Origin of the sequence: Tolypothrix sp. PCC 7712, assembly GCF_025860405.1 — a bacterium.
GTDB lineage: Bacteria > Cyanobacteriota > Cyanobacteriia > Cyanobacteriales > Nostocaceae > Aulosira > Aulosira diplosiphon.
In genome coordinates this window covers 6,508,944-6,529,258 of sequence record NZ_CP063785.1, presented here as the reverse complement: position 1 = coordinate 6,529,258, position 20,315 = coordinate 6,508,944, and the positions used below count along the sequence as shown (strand labels likewise).

The window sequence follows — 20,315 nt, the reverse complement described above, 5'->3', positions numbered from 1 at the left end:
CCCAATAACAACAATTTCATTGCCAAGCATGAAAGTCTCAATGGAACTTTCACTCAGAACTCAGCACTTTCAGTTAGGGAGTCAGGGCAGAAACGCGATTAATCGCGTCTCAATGGACACAAGAGAGTAAAATTCCTGTTAAGTTCAGGAATTAGAATAAATTATTGTTGAGATTTCCAGAATAAAAATCAGGGAGTCAGTTGTATAAGTGGGTTGCATTTGCACCAGGTCGCATTTTTGGTCTCTGAAACATGTGACACAAAGGCAGTATGTGTTCCCTTAAAAATATTTTTATTTTCTTATAAGTAAATTTAATTGTACTTTTCTCAATATTCATAGGAGATTTCAAACTTCTTTCCTGCTTTTATATATCTCGAGTGTGAGTTACACAACTTCTGAGTTTATCGCCGCAGATTGATTTTCTTCATGTTGAGACTCGATACAGTGGTGAGTAACTTTGGAAGGGATGAGGAACTTTACCACATGAAACGGAATTTAACTAAAGCAATTGGTACTGGTGTTCTGACATTAAGTATGGGCATTTTGACCTTAACTTCACCTGTAAAAGCCCAAACTAATAGCGACACTGGAACTAGCACCGGAACTACCACAACAGCACCAACTACAACCACTTACGATCGCAATGATTTTGATTGGGGTTGGTTGGGTTTACTGGGTCTTTTAGGTTTAGCAGGTTTGACAGGTAAAAGACGTGATGATGAACCAACTCGTTATCGCGATCCCAGTACTCCAGGTGCTAGTACCTACAGAGAGTAAACAATTGATTTTGGGGTTTAAATATGGTTCGGTTAAGGGGAAAAAAATAAAGGGTGAATTCAAAGATACACCCCTTTTCCTAAATTACAAGCGATATGAAAAATGCTTAACCGAACCTGACTGCTAGTAGTGTGGCTGACAATTTGGTATGTTCAGCTGGCTGAAGGTTCAGGGTTCGTTGAATTAAACTCAGAAGTCCTATTTTGAGCTAAAGGTGTCCAGTAGCTAGCAACCAAAGCTACCAATAGCCACCAAATACTGTTCACCTCAGGACGGAACCAGACTGTATCAAAAGTACCATGAGCCAGCATACCGAGCATAGAAGCGATCGCCCCAATTAACCAAAATCCCTCGATATTGCCTAGCTGTCGTAATCGTTTGATTTGTAAGTAGCCAGTATTGAAGGTGACAATTAGTAGCCACACAAAACAGCCTAAACCAATAAAGCCTGTTTCTACAGCAATTTCTAGCAAAATTGAATAAGCACTTAAAGCGCTATAACGAGGCTGTTGGTAAAGGGGATAGATTTTATTAAAAGCATTATGACCAGGGCCAATACCTAAAACTGGGCGATCACCAATCATCTTGAAGACAGCATCCCAAACATTGCGCCGGAAGTTATTACTGCTATCTTGACGGTCAGCAAAAATACTAAAAATCCTTAGGCGTAATGGCTCAATAAATATGACTCCTAGCAGCAATATTCCTAATAAACCGCCAATCAGAATTGGCAGAGACCAAGTCCGCCAAAAAGGAGGCATTTGCAAACTTCGCCAATAAATTAGCAATGCCAATGTAGTTAATACTGCAACTACTAAACCAATCCAACCACCACGGCTAAAAGTAAGTACTAAACAGGAACTGTTAACAATTAACGCTGTTACTGCTAAAGACTTCTTATACCAGCTTTGCCATGCAAAAATTGCCACCAAGCTAAAAATTACTGCGGGAAGAAGATATCCAGCTAATAAATTGGGATTGCCTAAATAACTGTATACCCTAGTAGTTTTCGACAAAGGCGATTCTGGATCTGTCCAAGTTGCTAATGGCGGTGCGCCAAAAAACCATTGCCGCATTCCATAGACGCTCACAATTAGCGATATATGCAGATACAAGGTAATTAACCAAGAGCGCAAGCGAGACGACCTCAGTACCCTGGCACAAAGCGCAAATAGCACCAAATACAGTGTTAGAGTGACGAAATCGTTTAAGGCAGCTTTTTTGACTGGTGAGAATGCTGTTGCTATTGCCGCAACTGCCCAGTAAAGCAATACCAACAGATGGATGGGTGTTAATGATGAGGAATTTGTTGGTGTTGCTTCATCCGATAAAGTTAGCAATAGCCAAAATACTCCACAAGCTGCTAACAACAAGCCGAGTAAGGTAGTGGAAACAAAGGGAGCTAGGCAATATATGATGCTCAGTAAGGCAGATGCGATTGTGTCTCCCCACTGTAGCAAGATACTACTTTGCCGCCACGCAGATAACAGACCTACTGTAGATCTGTAGAGGTAGCTAGTAGCAAAATATTCTTTGACCGTCAAAGACGATAGAGTGAATTGTTGCCAGACTAAATTCATAAAAAACGCTGTGAGCAATTAGCACGCCCGCTTAGGACTTGGACTTAATCATAATGCGGGTAGAAATAAAATGGTAATCAAGCAAATTGTCAATGGAGAATTTGATTAACAGTCCATCATCATTATTCAGTACTGATGACTTGTAACCAGGGACTATTGCCCATAATCTGACAAATTTACTTGCGTGCTAGTTTTCACAGCTATTTAGTCATTGAGAAAATACAGTGCTGATTGTTGAGTAAAAGAAAATTTATGTTCATTCCCGATATTTTAGATACCAGCTGCTTGATGGAGGAGCTATGCGATCGCCCGCATGGGTCTAAATTAAAATAGGGGCTAGGGAATAAAGATTTTCATATTTGGTTGAAGTTTGTTCCCATCATAAGTTTGGGAAAAAGGTGTAAGGGTTTAGGGGATATTCCTTTGTTATGCTGATTTATGACATTTTTCTGGGAATTGCTGATTGGAAAAAGTGCGATATTACTGAACTATAAATCTTAGTCTCTAGTACGGCTACAAGGGTTGCAGTTGTTGGGAAGCCGTTATTTGTTTACGCTGTGCTGTACTAGTCCCTTTTTCATAATTCCAGATATAAACAGTTTTTGACGTTTACTTACATATCATTAACTGTCTCTGCGGATGTCACCGCTTGTAATGGCAAAGAAAGCACATAGCGGTATCCTGATTCTGGCGAACCTTGAATAGAAATTTGTCCCCCATGTAATTCTGCTAGCTGACAGCTAAGTAATAAGCCTAAGCTTTCCCGAGACAAACCATTTTGACGTTGAGCCACATCTACTCCTGAATTCATAGTCAAGACATCGGAGTGAGAATCATGCAAGTTTTTGGCATCCATGATTAATGGTAAGTTTGCCACTGGCTCATGATTGTCTAGATGCAGATTGTAAGGTGAGGACTCACCAGTCAGTTCCAGCAGAGTTAAGGGGCTAAGACGAAAATAGGGATCGACTTCAGTGATTCCATCTCCTAACCAAGGATGAGATACCCAAACCGTAATGTTCAACATGTTTTCTTTGTAAGAAACATGAATGCGAACAACACTACCAGTAGCAGACATCTGAATCACGCTAAAAATTAGGTGATACAACATTTGTCTGACTTTATCTTTATCTAAAGGACAAATGCGGCTGTGTCCAGGTTCTATAGATAAACGAATATCTTGCTCGCGGCGGTTAGCAGCTTCTTCTAGAGTATTGATGGCTTGTTGACATACCATTTCAATATCTACAGGAGCTAGATTCAAATCGCTAGAGCTTTCATTCATTGCTCCTAGTTCAGTAATTTCATTGACCAAGGACAGTAAATATCGACCGCTATGTTGAATAATATCGAGATATTCTCTTTGCTTGGTCGTTAACGGCCCATAAATCTCCCGCCCAAGCACACTAGCCATACCTAGTACAGATGTCAGAGGTGTCCGTAACTCCTGAGTTAGCTGTCCTAAAAGTTCTAGTTTGAGTTCTTTTGTCGAAAAAGAGCCTTTTTCTAAAGTAGAGGGGCTGAGTTTGATCTCACTGTTACTATCATTATTAAATGCCAAACTCAGAGGTGCTTTAGCAGCGCTAATTTCTGATTTACTCTGTAACAGCCGATTGCGCTCAAACTCACTCATGCTCCAACGCGCGATGATTTGGAGAAACTCAACGTCTCTGGTTGTAAAGTTGCGGGGTACTAAATCCATGACCTCTAATGCGCCCAGACAATGACCGGAAGCATCAATTAGTGGTGCCCCTAAGTAAGCCCGAATCCCATATTCCTGTATCAACTTGCTACCAGCAAGTACTGGGTCGGTAATCTTATGTGTATCATTAATAACTAAAAATTGAAAACTATCAACTACTTGGCTGGAAAAAGATTCCCTCCGTAATAATTGACGACTTTGTGCCAAATGATTCATCAGTCCTAGCCGAGATAGACCGACTGCTGACTTGAACCAATGACGTTCTTGATCTACAAATCCCAAAATGGAAATAGGTGCTTCCAAAAAATGAGCAGCAGTTTGAGTGGCTTCTTCAAATACGGGAATTGTTTCTGACTGCCGCAAACCCAAGTCTGACAATGCTTCTAGGCGTTGTTTTTCTTTTGGTTCTTGGGAAGCCCAACCATCCTTTAAGGCTAATAATTTGTTTTCCGGCTCTACCATTAGCATCACTACCTTGATAATTGCTCGATACTGTAGTTTATATAACCACTGTTTGTGGATTATTATTTGCTATTTTTAAGCATTCCCCAATTTAACCTCCGATCAACAATCTCAGGACAAAAATTTTCTCTGATGGCATTAATCTAGAAAGAAATCGTCTCTGACTTAGTAATTACCGATAGTCAAAATTCTCTTCAAAGTTGTGGCAATCATATTACTTTATCTTTTACTGCTAGACAGCGTTAGTTAGTCTTTTAGACTGGGTAATATAACACTAAGCAAGGATGGGACATAAAATTTGTACCATTCTTACATATATTAGGTAAATTTCTAGTGCTTAAACTGAATTTCTTTTTACCTACAATAGCTGGACGCTAGATTTTCCAAGTGCAATCTCTGGAAGAGTGGATAGTAATGTGCAAAAATTCTGCCTTATTTACTCAGCCTAATATTAGATATGTCAAAGCTGTTGATGATTGTAGGCAACATATAGTTGCAGCCATCATATCTGCTTTGGCAAAAAATATCATTACAGCCAGATTTAGGCATATTTATGATTAAAATATCGTAATTTTTCCTAATAATGAATTTTTAGTAAAAAACCGCAAATAATTGCGCCTAAGCTTGTGGAATCATGCATCAGTCACATAAATAAAACCTGAGTATTCAAATTAAAGTAATATGCCAATAAATTCAACTAGTAATAAAATTCCTTTTGTAGAGCTTAAGTTACAACATCAACCGATTCAACGTCAACTCGAAGAAGCAATTGAGGCTGTATTAACCGAAGGTGATTTTGTTTTAGGAAAAGCACTTACGGATTTTGAGACCGCATTTGCGGCAGCCTCTGGGACAAAATATGGTGTGGGTGTAGCATCTGGAACCGATGCGATCGCTCTGGGTTTGCAAGCTTGTAATATTGGTAACGGCGATGAAGTTTTGTTACCAGTGAATACTTTTGTCGCCACTTTGATTGGAGTTCTACGTGCTGGGGCCAAGCCAATTTTTGTAGATTGCGATCCCCATACTGCTTTAATTGACTTAGAAGCAGCTGCAAAAGTAGTTACGCCTTGCACTAAAGCCATTATTCCAGTGCATCTTTATGGTCAGATGGTATCGCCCCGCCAATTGTTAGACTTTGCTGACACATACAAGTTGCTAATTTTTGAAGATGCGGCCCAAGCACACCTAGCGGAACGGGAAGGATATCGTGCTGGTTCAGTGGGAATTGCAGCTGCTTATAGTTTTTACCCCAGCAAAAATTTGGGATCGTTTGGGGATGGCGGGATGTTATTGACGCGAGAAGCAGACATAGCGCAAACAATGGTGCGGTTGCGGAATTATGGCGCAGCGAAAAAGTATTTTCATACAGATTTTGGCACCAATAGCCGCCTAGATACCTTACAAGCCGCAGTATTGCTGGCAAAACTACCATATTTGCAAAATTGGAATTGCGATCGCAACAATATTGCTCAACAGTACGATCAAGAACTATTACCCTTAGCATCTGCTGGCATTCTACCGATAAAAAATGATAGCGATACAGGGCACGTATATCATCTTTATGTGATTAGAGTAGATGATGCTTGCCCCCTCTCACGGGAACAAATCCAAGAACAACTAGCAGCAAATGGCATTCAGACAGGTATTCATTATCCAATTCCCTGTCATATCCAGCCAGCATTTACTAATTTAGGTTATCAAGAGGGAGACTTCCCCCAAGCAGAAAAGCTGGCAAAACAAATATTATCCTTACCTATGTATCCCGGTTTAAGCAGTAGCCAAATTAAAGAAGTTGTGGCAGCAATTAGTTCAATTATTAGCAGTCAACAACAATTAATGTACATTTCGTAGTTGGGAATTTATTCCTGTTAATTTAAGCACTAAAGTGCTGACTACAAAAGCATTAACTACCAATAAATTTTGCAGTGCTTAACATCATGGCAATTCCACAACAACTAAAAAATACAAATACTGCACAATTGCTGAATTTGGCAATTTTTGGCGTTTTAATCCTACTTTATGCGCCTATATTGCTGCACTGGTTAGATGGTTGGTTGCATAAGAATATTAGTACAGAGCATGAGTATTTCAGCCACGGGATGATTGGTTTACCCTTTGCGGCTTATCTAGTTTGGCTAGGAAGAAAAAAATGGCAAAGACTACCAGATAGTCTCAATCCTCTAGGTGCTATTTTACTTTTAGTCGGGGGAGTTTTGTATTTAAGTGGTGTAACAGAATGGGTAAACCTTTCCTTACCCACTATCTTGGCAGGATTATGTTTATGGTTTAAGGGTATACCTGGGTTACGATTACAAGGATTCCCTTTATTATTAGTATTTTTAGCCACTCCCACAGCAGTACCTTACTTGATTACTCCTTACACTTTACCTCTACAAAGTTTTATTGCTGGGACAGCTGGTTTCATTTTGAATCAGTTTGGTATGGCAGTAACAGTAGACTCAGTAAATCTGTATGTAGGCGGCAGAATTGTGGAAGTAGCTCCCTATTGTGCTGGGTTGAAAATGTTGTTCACTACTATATATGTCAGCTTAATGCTGCTTTATTGGACAGATTCTTTATCCTCACGTCGGACAACAACTTGGTTTTTAATGGTTGCTGTGGTTATTAGTATTACTGCCAATATTATTCGTAATACTGCACTCACATTTTTTCATGGCACAGGTCAAGAAGCAGCTTTTAAATGGTTGCATGATAGTTGGGGTGGTGACCTTTATTCTGCTTGTATGCTGCTATTATTAGTGCCTTTATTGAATAAAATTAATAGTTATTTTGCAATGTTTTCAGACAAAGCATTAGAAGGTGAAAGTGAAACATAAATACAGAGTAAATCTCTACAATCTAACGCCAATATTTATTCTTTCTTAGCATGACTAATACAAATATACTTCTAAATGCAAAATTTAAGCTTGTACAATATTATTTAAATCGTTTTCAGTAGCAGTTCCTTCTATCATTTCTTGGAAATATTGATTGAGTGGTTTTTCACTGCTTACTTGGTTAAGGATAATTCTATCCTGTTTGAAATGTTCAATAACTCGTGTAGCTGTTAAATTTTCTCTTGACCCCTCTTGGCAAAATATTTTATCATGCTCACGGAATGACAATAAATACAACAAAGATAAAAATGCATTTTGTTTATAAGTGTAATCAAAACCTGTATGTGGTTTACTAAGTAAATATTCCATAATTAATCTAAAATGTTCTTGATAATTAAGAGAATTAGCTTGAAAATTAAAGTTATAATACCAAAGTAAAATACGACTATAACCCCACAAATATTTAGTTTTTTCTAAGGAGTAATATGAGTTAAACCAATCAAAATATTGGTTTTGTCGCTTTTCATTTATTGCAACTCTAGCAAGACATTGTAAATATTCATTTCTTAAGCTAGATGTATTTAATTGTGTTAAGCTAAACAGCTTATCTGATGATGAATATTGAGCAAAATTATACAGTTTACCAGTAAATATAATTGCTTTTTCTATAGTTCTTTGCTGAGATAAGCTTAAGCTATTAAAATTATTATTTTTGATAGTTTTACAAATTAAATCAACCAATCTGTAAATTTTGCAGCTAATTATTACTTCTTTTATCTCTATAATTGATGGATCGATAGATGAACTATCGACTAATTTTAATGAGTCTACTTTATGCGGTTGCCTATCAATTTTTTTGTAAGTATCTTTTAAGAGGTTTTGAAAATTATCATTATCTTTTATAGTAAAAATACTATCTAAAGCTTGAGAGATTTGTATTAAATTAGTTGTAAATTCTTGAAAATCTTGACGACTTTTGAGCCGAGCAATTTGATTTAAAGATTCTTGCTGACGAGTGCTAGTAATTTTTGCAGGTGGAATATAGCTATAGGATATTTGTATTCTATCTGCCAGAAAAGTATTGATATTATTATATTTACTATCTATATCTGTAACTTTAAGTTCAGGAAAAGAACCAGGTTGCAGATGAAACTCTATACCTATGCGGACATCTTCATTACTTTCATAGTCTTTAATTTCAATTTTATAGTCTTGTGGTATACCATGTTTACAGTAGTCCTCACCATTTACCCTGATAGGTAAATTAGCTATTTTATTTTTTATGCGGAAAAATTTTTGTTCTAAACTAGGAATATTCCCGATTAAAACTGTGCGATCGCCTTCATAAGAAATGGCATTTTCTTGATTAGATAATTGAATCCATTGTGTTGATATTCTCCCTGTACTATCTGCGATACCGATGGCGAATTCTATTTGATCGAGATAAATTCCAAAAAGCGGTAAGTTACACTCAAGTTTTTTCTCCCATATTTTATGAAACTCTTGAGAGAGGGGGTTAAGACAAATAAATTCTGGTAAATTTTGCTGGATGTCTGCAAAAATATTGTACTGACTGACTAGTACAAATTGATATTGTGAGTGGTTACTAGCTAGTCGTCTGAGAGATTGAATATTGATTTTACTGGATACAATATTTGCGATCGCAGCCATTGATAAAGTTACTCTTTTATAAAAAATCTGCTGATTGTATAAAATTTCTGTAACAATATTTATATTTTCTTCATTTATACAAGGCTGGAGAATTTTAAAAAGAGAAATTTTCTGTAAATAGTTAGTGAGATGATTAACTGTATCAACATTATTAGTAAATGGCTGTATAATTCCGTGTGGAGAAAATTGATTTGGCGGTAATTGTAAATAAAATATCCATGCTTGTTTAATATTATGGACATTCATTAAATTGTTTAAATATTTATTGATTTGAGCGAGTGTGTTATCACTTGGACGATACCAAAATACCCAAATTGGAAAAACTAATTGCTGAAATTCTAATTGCGCTGAGTCTAGTTGATGAATGTCTACAGTGAGTAGTAAATCACTTGAGAATTCCTCAGATATTTTTTTCAAACTAAAGACGTAGACTTGATTTTTCAGAAATACTTTAACGGCTAGATTTTCTCGTTGATCAATATAGCGCCCTTGTTCAGGAACACTAGTACCAGTAATCTTGAGATTAGCGGCGAAACCTATGTTTTGAAAACGTAATAGGGCTGCGGTTAATAAAACATAGATAGAATCAGCAAGTAAATAATTACGAAATGACCATAAACGCTCCTTTTCGTACTTCTTTTGAATGTATTCTAAGTAAGCTTGATAAAAGCTTCTATATATAGGGTTTTGTTGTAAAACATAGTTAGGTTTTGTAAATTGATATCGCCTATCTTGTATATCTTGAACTACTGGCTGTTGTTTGAATAAGTCAATTGTTAAACTAAATTTTTTGATTTCTGCTAGATATTGACTTGCACCACTCCGTTGATATTGGTAACAATTAAAATATAAAATTTGGCTAAAATAAACCAAAAACTTATTTTCTGCCGTGTTAAAATCTTGATATCTTTGAATGCCCATTAACTGTTGTTTGGCTCCCGCCTTTTCTGCTGGAGTTGAACCAGGACGGCGGATATAGTCTCTCAAACAATAGCTATCCATTTCTTGAATTCTACCCAAAGGCATGAGTTCTGCTTGCCTTCTGAGTTGGTGACGAAGATGAGAGGCGATCGCTTCTAATTTGCGCCGGAGTTGATAACGGCGTTCTAAGCTAATTACTATAGGTATATTCGCCTCATCAACATTAAATTGATTTAATTTTTGTTGTAATTGGCTAACGAGAATTGTGGGCTGTCTACTTTGATGATTATCAAATATATTGGCAAAATTTCCAACTAAAATTCGGATGAGAAAAGACGTTGTATTGTCTAAACGTGTCTCTAAAATACGTTCCCATTCGGTAATTTCTTGTTTATCTTTGATCGTCTCAATATCTAGAACTTCATCAGTGATATGTAGATGATATATGTGTCCAGAAATTTTTACAGGAAAAACAGACTTTAACTGCTTTGGATGTTGACTGATATCTGTTGGTTTTAGATAGGGGAAAGCAATTTCATAGACTCTATCAGCAATCCGAATTAAAAACGATGACGCGGATAATTCCTCTTTTGGATCTAGTGCAATTATTGGGCGATCGCGTGCGTTTAATAGAGTCTCTATAAGTACAGGAGACTCATTTAAATAAGCAAATAAGCTAGAATAGAGTCTCATTGTACTACTTCATCTTGATAAATTAAACCCTGCCATTGAAATTGTCCGTAACGCCCAGCACGGGCTTTTTTAAATGCTGCAATCAATGGCTGATCCTTAATCTCTTCAATAATTATTCTTAATTGCTCCAATTCATCTGCAAACTCATCAATCATCACTCCTCGTAGTTTTGGTAGCAGTTTTTGTCCAAACTGATCTGCAATAGCAAACTTAAAAGCTGCTGAATTAGTGTTTTCAACCCCTGGATAGTTCACCACATACTGAGTAATTGCTTGATAAACACGATGAGCAAAAGGATGTCCCATTTTTTCCATTACTTGATTTGCTCGATCGAGATAAGATTTTACTTTCTCTACAATTTGAGAATGAGGATCTGGTGTTTTCACCCAAGCCCTAAAATCAGAGTAAGCTAAATATCCTGAAGGTCTAGCACTGGTAGCATGATTATTACTTTGCTGACGCAATTTTAAATTTTGCGGTTTACCAAATGTGAGAACATTAGCTCTATCTAGCACCTTATCTGATAATGTTTGAGTGGTTTCATCTTCATTCATTGTTCCCACAAACAAGAATTCATTGGGAATTTTTAATCTACGTTCATTATCTTGTAATGGTAAGCTACCAACATCAATTTCTAAATAAGTTGGGTGACTGCGACGAGCTTCTAATTTAGATAAGAAATCGCTAAAATAATATTCAACTCGCGCTAAATTCATTTCATCTAGCAAGACAATTACCATTCTGTCTTGCATAGCTGAATCGTGATTATATTGATACAGTCCGCGCATCAAATCAGTGGGCTTAAATTTTTTCTCCACATAGTTATAAAATCCTTGCAAATCTTGAGGCGAATCCCAACGCGGTTGGACAGCTAAAGTTAATAACTGTGCGCCGATATAATTAGCGTATTTCTGTGGTAATTCGCTTTTACCTGTACCGCTAATTCCAGCTAGAATTACCACAGCTGAAATATCTTGTACTTTTAAAGAAGTATGAAAAGCATGAATTACACGCTCTGGGAAATTTAAGCCTTGACCATTAATATATTGAATAAAATTCTCTAAGAAAATTTGTTCACTTTGTTGAGCATTAACGACAGCCCACTTAGATTCTGCTAATCTTAGCCATAGTTTTTCTCTTAATGCTTGTAGTGCTACTCTAGAACTATTTTCTATATTTTCAATTTCTCCTTTTAGGCGTTTGATTTCGTCATTAAGCTGGTCTCTTTCTAGTTGTAATTTAGCATTATTCTCTTCTAAACCAGCTTTAATACCATTTAAATGTTGAATTTCTCGTTCTAATTGTCTTACATAGGATTCTTTATCTAGAATTTGAAATTTTAATTCCGATAAGGTTTGCCGTAATTGTTCGATTTTGTGATATTCTCCTTGACTCTCTTCTATTGCATGTAATATTTCCAGTCTCTCGAATTTCAGCCTATCTATTTCTGGTTTTAGTTGATTGATTCTTTCTTCATAGCTTTGTTTCTGGCTGAATATACCATCATAGGTAGCTCTTAATAATTCGAGTTCTGCTGCTCTTTTCTCTAGTTCTTGAGATGTAGTTTTATGCTCTGCTATTTGTTGATTGAGTAACTCTAACTGTTTTTGTTTAGTAGAAAATTCTGTTTCAATATTGATGAGCGATCGCTTCTGTTCTTCTAAAGATTCAACTTGGGAATGTAGGGCATTAATTTGACCTTCCAAACTACTTTTATCAAACCTAAATTGCTCAATTTGTTTTTGTAGTATTTCAAGATTAGACAAGTCTGGTTTGTGATGATTTATGGCAACGACTCGACGCTCTAATTCCAGCTTTTGCTGATTCAGAGTTGTTAGCCTCAGTTCAACCTGCTGTAACTCTGTTTGCTTTTGAACAAATTGCCCTTCAACGGTTGCTAGTTCCGTGTGTATTCTTCGTAGTTCTGTTACGCGTGGTGTTAAATTTGTGATTTCTGCTTTGATTTTTTCTAAAGAGCTTTTCTGATCTACCTGTTGTCTTAGTAATTTTATCTCAGTATCTCTATCCCCTTGTCTTTTGCTCGAAATAGCAGCGCCTAAAACTACGCCTGTACTACTTCCTAGTAATGCTCCACTTGCTCCACCAGCACCACCAGCAAAGGATGCTGTTACCCCTACAAATAATGCAGCTGAACCTACTATTACCCAGTCAGATAACGCCCAGTCTGATAAATTCTGCACCCTTCAACCTCAGAAATATTGACGCTAAGTTTATCTATACATTCTAGATAAATATTTTTTACAAGGGTTTAGTAGTTTTACTGGAATAAACTATTTTTATCTCTCTTACTCCAGTATTTTTAGCTATAAATATTCCCTATTAATCTTCAAAAATTGTCAAATATCAGCTTAAAAGTCATATAATACTTATCTAAAAAAGATAAAATCTATCATATCAAATGTCATTAATATCATGATAAAAAAGTTTATATTGCTTAGTTTAAGCTCATAAAATTAGTGCTATTAAATGTGAATATTACTGAACTCATTTCACTATTGAGCGCGGTAAAATCTTGCTTAAGTATTGCAAATTTTATTGATGATTTCCTTATCTAAGTTTGTTAAAGAAAGTCAATGGACTCAACTAGTAGTACTGTTATTATTACTACTATTATTCGTTATTGGCAGTTTTCCCGGATATTTGACAGGAAAATGGCAATGGCAACAGCTAGCACCTGTGATTCAGCTCAAAGAATTGAAACAGATACGCAATTCAGGGTTAAATATTCCTGGTTGGCAAAATGTTGAGCAGAATGAACAAGAAGTTGGCGAACATAAATGGTCGCTACAACTAATTAAAAAACAAGACTCCGACACCCAAGCCATAGTGCTATTGTTACCGCAAAATGGCCCGATGGATAAACCGGAAGTGGAGTGGACAGAAGTCAACGGTTGGGGAAAGTCGCGTTGGGGAAAGTGGGATGTAGCCCAATATCGTTCAGCGCAATTGACTGTGAAACAGCCTAGTGAAGTTAAGGTAGAAGCTAGGTTCTTTCGCGCTGCTACATCACAAGCAACTTTTGGGGTGTTGCAATGGTATGCTCTCCCAAATGGTGGAAATCCATCACCTTTAAACTGGTTTTTAGCAGATCAATTAGCGCAGTGGCGTAAGCAGCGAGTTCCTTGGGTGGCTGTGAGTATTCTCATTCCTATGGAACCTTTAGGTCAGGTGGAAAAAATTTGGCCTTTAGCTGAGTCTATTGGGGAGACTGTACAAACTGCATTAATGACACGCTTGCTTTAGAAAAAGCAAATAAATTATTCAGCATATAGGGACACAGCATTGCTCTGTCCCTATTTATGTGCAGAGATGGGTATTAAATCTGAAATCTTTAGGGTAATGCGATCGCTCTTTCAAAACCAAATATACTTAGTTTTATTTTGATAATTTATACAAAATTCACCAAAATTTTACATTTAAGAACATAGTAATTTCTCGGATACAGACGAGACATTTTAGGTATTTGCAGAGTAAAATAGCGACTCAAATAGACCCAAGTTTGGGTCTAGCTTGCTCATAAAAAAATGCTTATAGTTTTTATTTATCAATATGCGTGTATTTAGCGCCTTGTGTTTGGTCAGTCTCCAGGTAGGTGTTTTCTTGACCACAGCAGTTGAGGTGTTTGCTCAACCTGTAACATCCCCAGCACAGCCATCAGAGCCTGCTCCATCGCTCCCCTTTCCATCCCCTACTGAAACTGTACCAGGGAATGTTAATAACGAAGTCTCTCCCCAACTCAACCGCTACCTTTTAGGCCCTGGAGATGGAATTAGTATTGTCATTCAGCGCCCTCCTGGCCCCTATCGCCTAGGGCCGCAAGATAGTATTAGCGTTGTGGTGCAACGCTTTCCAGATTTGAGCTTTCAAGCCACAATTAATCCAGAAGGCAATATTATTGTCCCACTGATCAATACAGTGTCGCTTCAAGGTTTAACTTTACCAGAAGCACAAGAGAAAATCCGTATATTGCTCGACCGCTACGTAGTTAATCCGGTAGTAGTTTTATCATTGGTAGGGCAACGTCCAGATTTAAGTTTCCAAGCAGCAATTAATCCGGAAGGATACATTGTCGTACCGCAAGTAGGTACAGTATCCCTCCAAGGCTTAAGTGTGGAAGAAGCACAAGAAAAAATTCGCTTGAGTTTAAGCCGTGTTTTGGTAGACCCAGTTGTGGTTGTCTCATTAGCAGCACCACGACCAGTTCAAGTTACCATTAGCGGTGAAGTATTTCGACCGGGAATTTATTCAATTTCATCCACCATACCCCGGGTTGCGGATGCTTTGCTGACATCTGGTGGTACTACGATGAATGCAGATTTGCGGCAAGTGCAAGTGCGGCGGCGCTTGGTTGATGGCTCCGTGATTTCCCAAAATATTGACCTATATACAGCCTTACAAAATGGTAGTTCTTTACCTAATACCCGCCTCCAAGATGGCGATGCCATCATTGTGCCACGTCGAGAAATCGGTAGCGATGACGGTTATGACCGCAATTTGATTGCTCGTTCTACTTTAGCGGTACCGCAAATCAGAGTCAGGGTATTAAACTATGCTGCGGGAGGCATTGCCAATCAAGTGTTGCCTAATGGTAGTACCTTTGTTGATGCCTTGGGAGGTATAAGCTTAGATACTGCCAACCTCCGGGATATTGCTTTAGTACGCTTTGACCCAGAAAGAGGTCAAGCAGTTACCCAAAGACTAGATGCTAAAAAAGCACTCGGTGGCGATGGTTCTCAAAACGTGCCGCTTCAAGATAATGATGTTATTGTGGTTGGTCGAAACCTCATCGGTAGAATTACCAACGCCTTGACTACAATTACTCAACCATTTTTTAACGTTCAAAGCTTTATTCGCTTCTTTGACTTCTTTACTGGCGGGTCGAAGTAGTTGAGGGGATTGGGGAACTCGGGGCCCCCTCTGGGGATAAGGGGTAATGGGGACTGGGGACTGGGGACTGGGGACTGGGGAACTCGGGGCCCCCTCTGGGGATAAGGGGTAATGGGGATTGGGGGGATGAGGAAGATGAGGGAGATAAGGGAGATGAGGGGAGCAATTACCAATTACCAATTACCAATTACCAATTACCAATTACCCAATGACAAATGCCCTATAACAAATGCCTAAGTTGCTATGACTCCACCTATTGTTAAACGTTATATTATTGCTTTTGAGAAGTATAAATGGATTGGATTAGCCAGTTTTACATTAGTTGTAGCTGGTTCAACTGTGGTGGCTATACAACCAGACCCACCAGTTAGCTATGTAGCAAATTCTGCGCTGACTTACAATCGTCCACCAGTTTCGTTCTCAACAACTGGTACTGAGATTCAACAACAAGGGCAGGAATTAAATGCACAAGTTTTGCTATCTAATGAACTTATAGAATCTGTAGCAGCAAAAGTTAATGTTAAACCGAAAACTCTTGGTAATAATGTTGAACTGACTCTACCGAAAAAAAATGCTAGAAGCGGGCAATTAGAGTCTACTATTATTGAGCTGAAATATAAAGATAGTAATCCTAAGCGCGCTGTAGAGGTATTGAGTGTATTAATGCAGGCGATGGTTAAGCTGAGTGGTGATATTAATACAGGGCGATTAAAATCTATTATTAAAAAAATTGATGAGCGGCTACCAGAGGCTAAGGTTGAACTACAGTTAGCGGAGAAAAAGTTAGAACAATACGATCGCAGAGAGCGACCAGCAATATTAGCATCTGAGAATGGTAGTTTACTAACTGCGGTGACTACTAGTCAAAATCAGCAACGTCAGCTGCAATTCACGATTGCTGGAGTTGATGCCCAAATTCGCAGTTTACAAGACAAATTGGGATTAAATGTTAACCAAGCTTATGTTTCCTCAGCTTTGAGTGCTGATCCTATTATTGGTAACTTGCGATCGCAAATTTATCAAGTTGAGTCACAAATTGAGCTTCTTCGTAAGGATTTGCGACCTGAACACCCAAATATGATTCAGTTGCAACGTCAGAAAGATGCGGCGGAGGAATTACTCAAACAGCGCGCTGCTGAAGTAGTAGGTGGTGGAGGTACAGCAGCGCCTCTGGCTGGCGATGCTTTGAATATTCGCACTCAGAGTAATTTAGATCCAGCGCGCCAAGAACTAGCAAACCAGATGGTGACTTTGCAAACCCAAAGAGAAACGCTGCAACAACAATTAGCGCAACAAATTAAAGAAGAAGCAAGATTACGGCAAGTATATTCTCTCATCCCCAATAAACAATTAGAGCGATCGCGTTTAGAACAAGAAGTAACACTGAAAAAAGCTGTCTATGACAAAATGCAGGCGAAGCTAGCTGATGCTCAAACTGCTGAAGCAGAAACCGTTACCAGTTTGAGTCTTGCTAGACAACCCGTCGCCATTGCTGATGCTGTTAAACCAAAGAGTATGCCAATGACATTGGCGGTTGGCGGTTTGATGGGGTTGGTGATTGGTGGTGGTGTAATATTCTTGTTGGGTTCGCTGGAAGGTGTTTTCAAAACCAGAGAAGATATTCGCGAAAGCCTCAAGCAACGGGAAGTTGCACTGCTGGGAGAATTGCCATTAATGCCAGTTGATGATTTAGATAAGGAAGCTATACCTGTTTTACTTTCCCCAGATTCTCCTTATTTAGAGTTCTATGAAAAATTCCGCAGTAATGTCCGTCGTCTGGGCGGTAAAACCTTAAAAGTACTTTTAATTGCTAGCGTTGGTAAAACTGAGGGTAAGACTACAAGTGCTTATAACTTAGGTATAGCTTCTGCTCGTGCTGGTAAAAGAACCTTAATTATTGAAACAGATTTGCGATCGCCTTCTAGCTGCACATCTCTTAAAGTTACTCCTGACCCAGATGCTAACATTGAACCCCTGCGCTATTACGGCAGTTTGAGCGAATGTATTCACATAGTTCCTGATATTGAAAATTTATACATTATTCCTAGCCCTGGCCCCTTGCGTCAGTCTGCAGCTATTCTGGAATCTAGCGAAATGCGTCGGCTCATGGAAGATGTGCGCGAGCGCTATGATTTAGTAATTTTAGATACTAATCCTCTAAGTTTATCTAATGATGCTTTGTTAATTCAACCTTACAGTGACGCGATGGTAATTGTAGCGCGACCAAACTATACACAAGAAAACTTATTAGGTGAAGCAATTGATCAATTAGTTGAATCTGAATTAGGTTTGTTGGGAGGTATTATTAATGGTGCTGATATCAACGTTGTATGGTCTGGGCCAGTTGAACCATCACCCAACTTTCCATCACCAGAAGAAGCAGGAGCAGAAGTATCAGTAGGTGCTAATAATAATTGAAGTATAGCAATCCTATTTCAGTTGAGAAAAATATCGTTTTTGGCTGTTGACTGCTGACTGTTGACTGTTGACTGTCAACAGTTAACAGTCAACATCCATACATATAATATTTCATAAATCATTTAGGATTGCTATATAAAGTATAAAATTAAACCTCCCACAATCTTATTAAGTGTGGAAGGGGGATAAAGTCTATCGTATTTCAGCAGTCGAAATAGTCAACAAACAAACTAATACTCTTGCTTAAATAACCCCAATAAGGGAGCGAGAATTATGCCAAAGACAAAGCCTCCAATATGTGCCCAGTAAGCAACTCCGCCTGTTTCAACACTCATATTAGCTGCTGTTTGTAGGCTAACAAAACCAGAAAGTAGATTCTGAACAATGAACAGCCCTATTAGTATCATTGCTGGAACTCTAATAGTGGTGACAAAAAATCCCAAAAAGGCTAAAGTCATAACTCTAGCGTGAGGGAAACGGATAATATAAGCACCTAAAACTCCAGAAATAGCACCACTTGCACCCAAAGAAGGAATCCCAGAATTCATGCCAATAAACCATTGGCATAAAGCAGCTAAAGCACCGCAAGTCAAATAAAAAATTAGATATTTGAGATGACCGAGACGGTCTTCAATATTGTTACCAAATATCCACAGAAAAACCATATTCGAGATTAAATGCCACCAACCGCCGTGTAAGAATTGGGATGTAAATAGCGTTGTCCACTCTGAGGAAAAGTTGGTGGTTAATTCTCGTGGTACTACTGCATATAGTTGAAAAAATTGCTCTAGTTGTGCATTAGATAAACTCACTTCATGAAGAAAAACTAAAACGTTCATCCCAATCAGCCCATAAGTTAAGTATGGGGTGATGCGCGTCGGATTTTCGTCGTAAAGGGGAAACACAGGTGTTTTTCCTAATTATTATTATCTGCAATATAGCTTGAGTGACTGGTCGTTGCGAAGTTTAGGTATTTACACCTGGTTTGGTTATTTGTCATTTGTCATTTGTCATTTGGTAATGGGTAATGGGTAATTGGTAATTGGTAATAGGAATTCCTCCCCCAATCCCCAGTCCCCAATCCCCAGTCCCCATTACCTCTTATCCCCAGAGGGGGCCCCGAGTTCCCCAATCCCCTCATCCCCAATTCCTATAGGCTGTTCGGGGTTTGTCGCTAAATAAGCCTAAGATGGGGCCGAGAATTGCGCCAAAGAGGAAACCGCCAGCGTGCGCCCAGTAAGCTATACCACCGTTTTCCATACCGATGTTGGTGGGTGTTTCTAGGCTAGCAACGCCGTAAAAGGCTTGTTGAATGAACCAGAAACCTAAAAAGAAGTATGCTGGGACTCGGAAAGTGGGGAAGAAAAAGCCTAAAGGGATGACACCAAGAATTTCGGCTGTGGGAAAGCGAAGAATATATGCTCCCATCACACCTGCGATCGCACCACTCGCCCCTAAAGATGGAATACTAGAATTTTGGGAAAAGTACCACTGGCTTAATGATGCCAAAACTCCGCAAGATAAATAAAATAGCAGATATTTAAAATGACCTAATTTATCTTCGACATTGTTTCCAAAAATCCAGAGGAACAACATATTACCGGCTAGGTGTAATAAACCACCGTGCAAAAATTGTGAGGTAATTAAAGTAGCCCACTCTGGTACAGGTTGATGTACAGATATCCCAGCAAAACTTAAAGTCAGTTCTTTGGGAACTACCGCAGCCAAGCGTAAAAACCCATCTAAGGCTTGAGGAGGAAGACTAGCTTCATAAAGAAAAGCTAGAACATTGGCAGCAATTAGCCCAAAGGTGACATAAGGCGTGATTTCTGTAGGATTATTATCTCTAATTGGAACCACGGGCGTTTATTCCTCATCTATAAGCAACTAGCCTCACAATACTGAATTTTGCTAGTATTCGCTTCTACCTCATGGATGGATATCAACCTAGCCTTGAGAATTGAATTTTTTCAAAAGGAAATAGGGAAGAGAAGATACAGCATTTTTAAGTAAGTGAGGTACATCATGAGTAATGAGTAATGAGTAATGAGTAATGAGTAGAAAATTGACTTATTACTCATTACTTTTTTCAATTAGTTGCTGTACCTCATACACATCGAATCTACTGTAATTTTATTCCCAAATCTTTTCTCGTAAATTATGGCTTTCAATGTAAATGTAGTTAATAAGCTAATTTTTAAGATGTTTTAAATCAATTATTTTTTGTCTCAATCTTATTAAGTTTTTTTATTATTTATTGTTAATATTTACAACCATAATTCAAAATTTGAAATACTCAAATCATGCCTTTTAATTTCTATTAAATAATCAAATTTATTTCTT

Annotated in this window: 14 protein-coding genes; 8 read left to right on the top strand and 6 right to left on the bottom strand. The window is 38.1% G+C overall.

All coding sequences use genetic code 11. The features are described from left to right. The first annotated feature begins 483 nt into the window (after positions 1–483). The gene (locus tag HGR01_RS26725; RefSeq protein ID WP_045871027.1) at positions 484–777 is read left to right on the top strand and encodes a WGxxGxxG family protein; all 294 of its coding nucleotides are present in this window, start codon (positions 484–486) and stop codon (positions 775–777) included. 152 nt (positions 778–929) lie between these two features. On the opposite strand, the gene HGR01_RS26720 is transcribed toward HGR01_RS26725, so the two are convergent. Together HGR01_RS26720 and HGR01_RS26715 are read right to left on the bottom strand one after the other, a co-directional pair. After that, positions 930–2,357, bottom strand: a complete 1,428-nt coding sequence (locus HGR01_RS26720; RefSeq protein ID WP_045871026.1) for an IctB family putative bicarbonate transporter — start codon at positions 2,355–2,357, stop codon at positions 930–932. A gap of 613 nt (positions 2,358–2,970) precedes the next feature. Next, positions 2,971–4,521 carry a GAF domain-containing sensor histidine kinase gene (locus HGR01_RS26715; protein WP_045871025.1) on the bottom strand — a complete coding sequence of 517 codons (1,551 nt, stop codon included), beginning with the start codon at positions 4,519–4,521 and terminating at the stop codon, positions 2,971–2,973. Positions 4,522–4,935: 414 nt separating this feature from the next. Between HGR01_RS26715 and HGR01_RS26710 the strand changes: the two genes are divergently transcribed. The 3 genes from HGR01_RS26710 (at position 4,936) to crtB (ending at position 7,361) form a co-directional block, all read left to right on the top strand. Then, positions 4,936–5,082, top strand: a complete 147-nt coding sequence (locus HGR01_RS26710) for a hypothetical protein (RefSeq protein ID WP_155539296.1) — start codon at positions 4,936–4,938, stop codon at positions 5,080–5,082. Positions 5,083–5,202: 120 nt separating this feature from the next. Further along, the gene (locus HGR01_RS26705) at positions 5,203–6,375 is read left to right on the top strand and encodes a DegT/DnrJ/EryC1/StrS family aminotransferase (RefSeq protein WP_045871024.1); all 1,173 of its coding nucleotides are present in this window, start codon (positions 5,203–5,205) and stop codon (positions 6,373–6,375) included. A gap of 86 nt (positions 6,376–6,461) precedes the next feature. After that, positions 6,462–7,361 carry a cyanoexosortase B gene (gene crtB / locus HGR01_RS26700; protein WP_045871023.1) on the top strand — a complete coding sequence of 300 codons (900 nt, stop codon included), beginning with the start codon at positions 6,462–6,464 and terminating at the stop codon, positions 7,359–7,361. 84 nt (positions 7,362–7,445) lie between these two features. Here the strand turns inward: crtB and HGR01_RS26695 are convergent, their stop codons facing one another. Then, positions 7,446–10,646, bottom strand: a complete 3,201-nt coding sequence (locus tag HGR01_RS26695) for a DUF2357 domain-containing protein (protein WP_045871022.1) — start codon at positions 10,644–10,646, stop codon at positions 7,446–7,448. Next, positions 10,643–12,847, bottom strand: coding sequence for an AAA family ATPase (locus HGR01_RS26690; RefSeq protein ID WP_045871021.1), 2,205 nt, complete (start codon positions 12,845–12,847; stop codon positions 10,643–10,645). Before HGR01_RS26690 ends, HGR01_RS26695 begins: the two co-directional genes overlap by 4 nt. Positions 12,848–13,205: 358 nt before the next feature. Here HGR01_RS26690 and HGR01_RS26685 point away from each other — a divergent pair, with 358 nt between their 5' ends. From HGR01_RS26685 to HGR01_RS26670, 4 genes are all read left to right on the top strand, one after another. Beyond that, positions 13,206–13,910 (top strand): cyanoexosortase B system-associated protein, encoded by a 705-nt coding sequence (locus HGR01_RS26685; RefSeq protein ID WP_045871020.1) that lies wholly within the window; start codon positions 13,206–13,208, stop codon positions 13,908–13,910. A 306-nt stretch (positions 13,911–14,216) separates the two neighbouring features. After that, positions 14,217–15,554, top strand: coding sequence for a polysaccharide biosynthesis/export family protein (locus HGR01_RS26680; RefSeq protein WP_045871019.1), 1,338 nt, complete (start codon positions 14,217–14,219; stop codon positions 15,552–15,554). Positions 15,555–15,665: 111 nt separating this feature from the next. Next, the gene (locus HGR01_RS26675; protein WP_264263786.1) at positions 15,666–15,791 is read left to right on the top strand and encodes a hypothetical protein; all 126 of its coding nucleotides are present in this window, start codon (positions 15,666–15,668) and stop codon (positions 15,789–15,791) included. Positions 15,792–15,797: 6 nt separating this feature from the next. After that, positions 15,798–17,972: a GumC family protein gene (locus tag HGR01_RS26670; RefSeq protein ID WP_045871017.1), complete on the top strand. Its 2,175-nt coding sequence runs from the start codon at positions 15,798–15,800 to the stop codon at positions 17,970–17,972. Positions 17,973–18,202: 230 nt separating this feature from the next. Here HGR01_RS26670 and HGR01_RS26665 read toward each other — a convergent pair whose 3' ends face one another. Together HGR01_RS26665 and HGR01_RS26660 are read right to left on the bottom strand one after the other, a co-directional pair. Beyond that, complete coding sequence (locus tag HGR01_RS26665; protein ID WP_045871016.1) at positions 18,203–18,877, bottom strand: rhomboid family intramembrane serine protease; 675 nt, start codon at positions 18,875–18,877, stop codon at positions 18,203–18,205. 232 nt (positions 18,878–19,109) lie between these two features. After that, positions 19,110–19,832: a rhomboid family intramembrane serine protease gene (locus tag HGR01_RS26660; RefSeq protein WP_045871015.1), complete on the bottom strand. Its 723-nt coding sequence runs from the start codon at positions 19,830–19,832 to the stop codon at positions 19,110–19,112. Between the last annotated feature and the right edge of the window lie 483 nt (positions 19,833–20,315).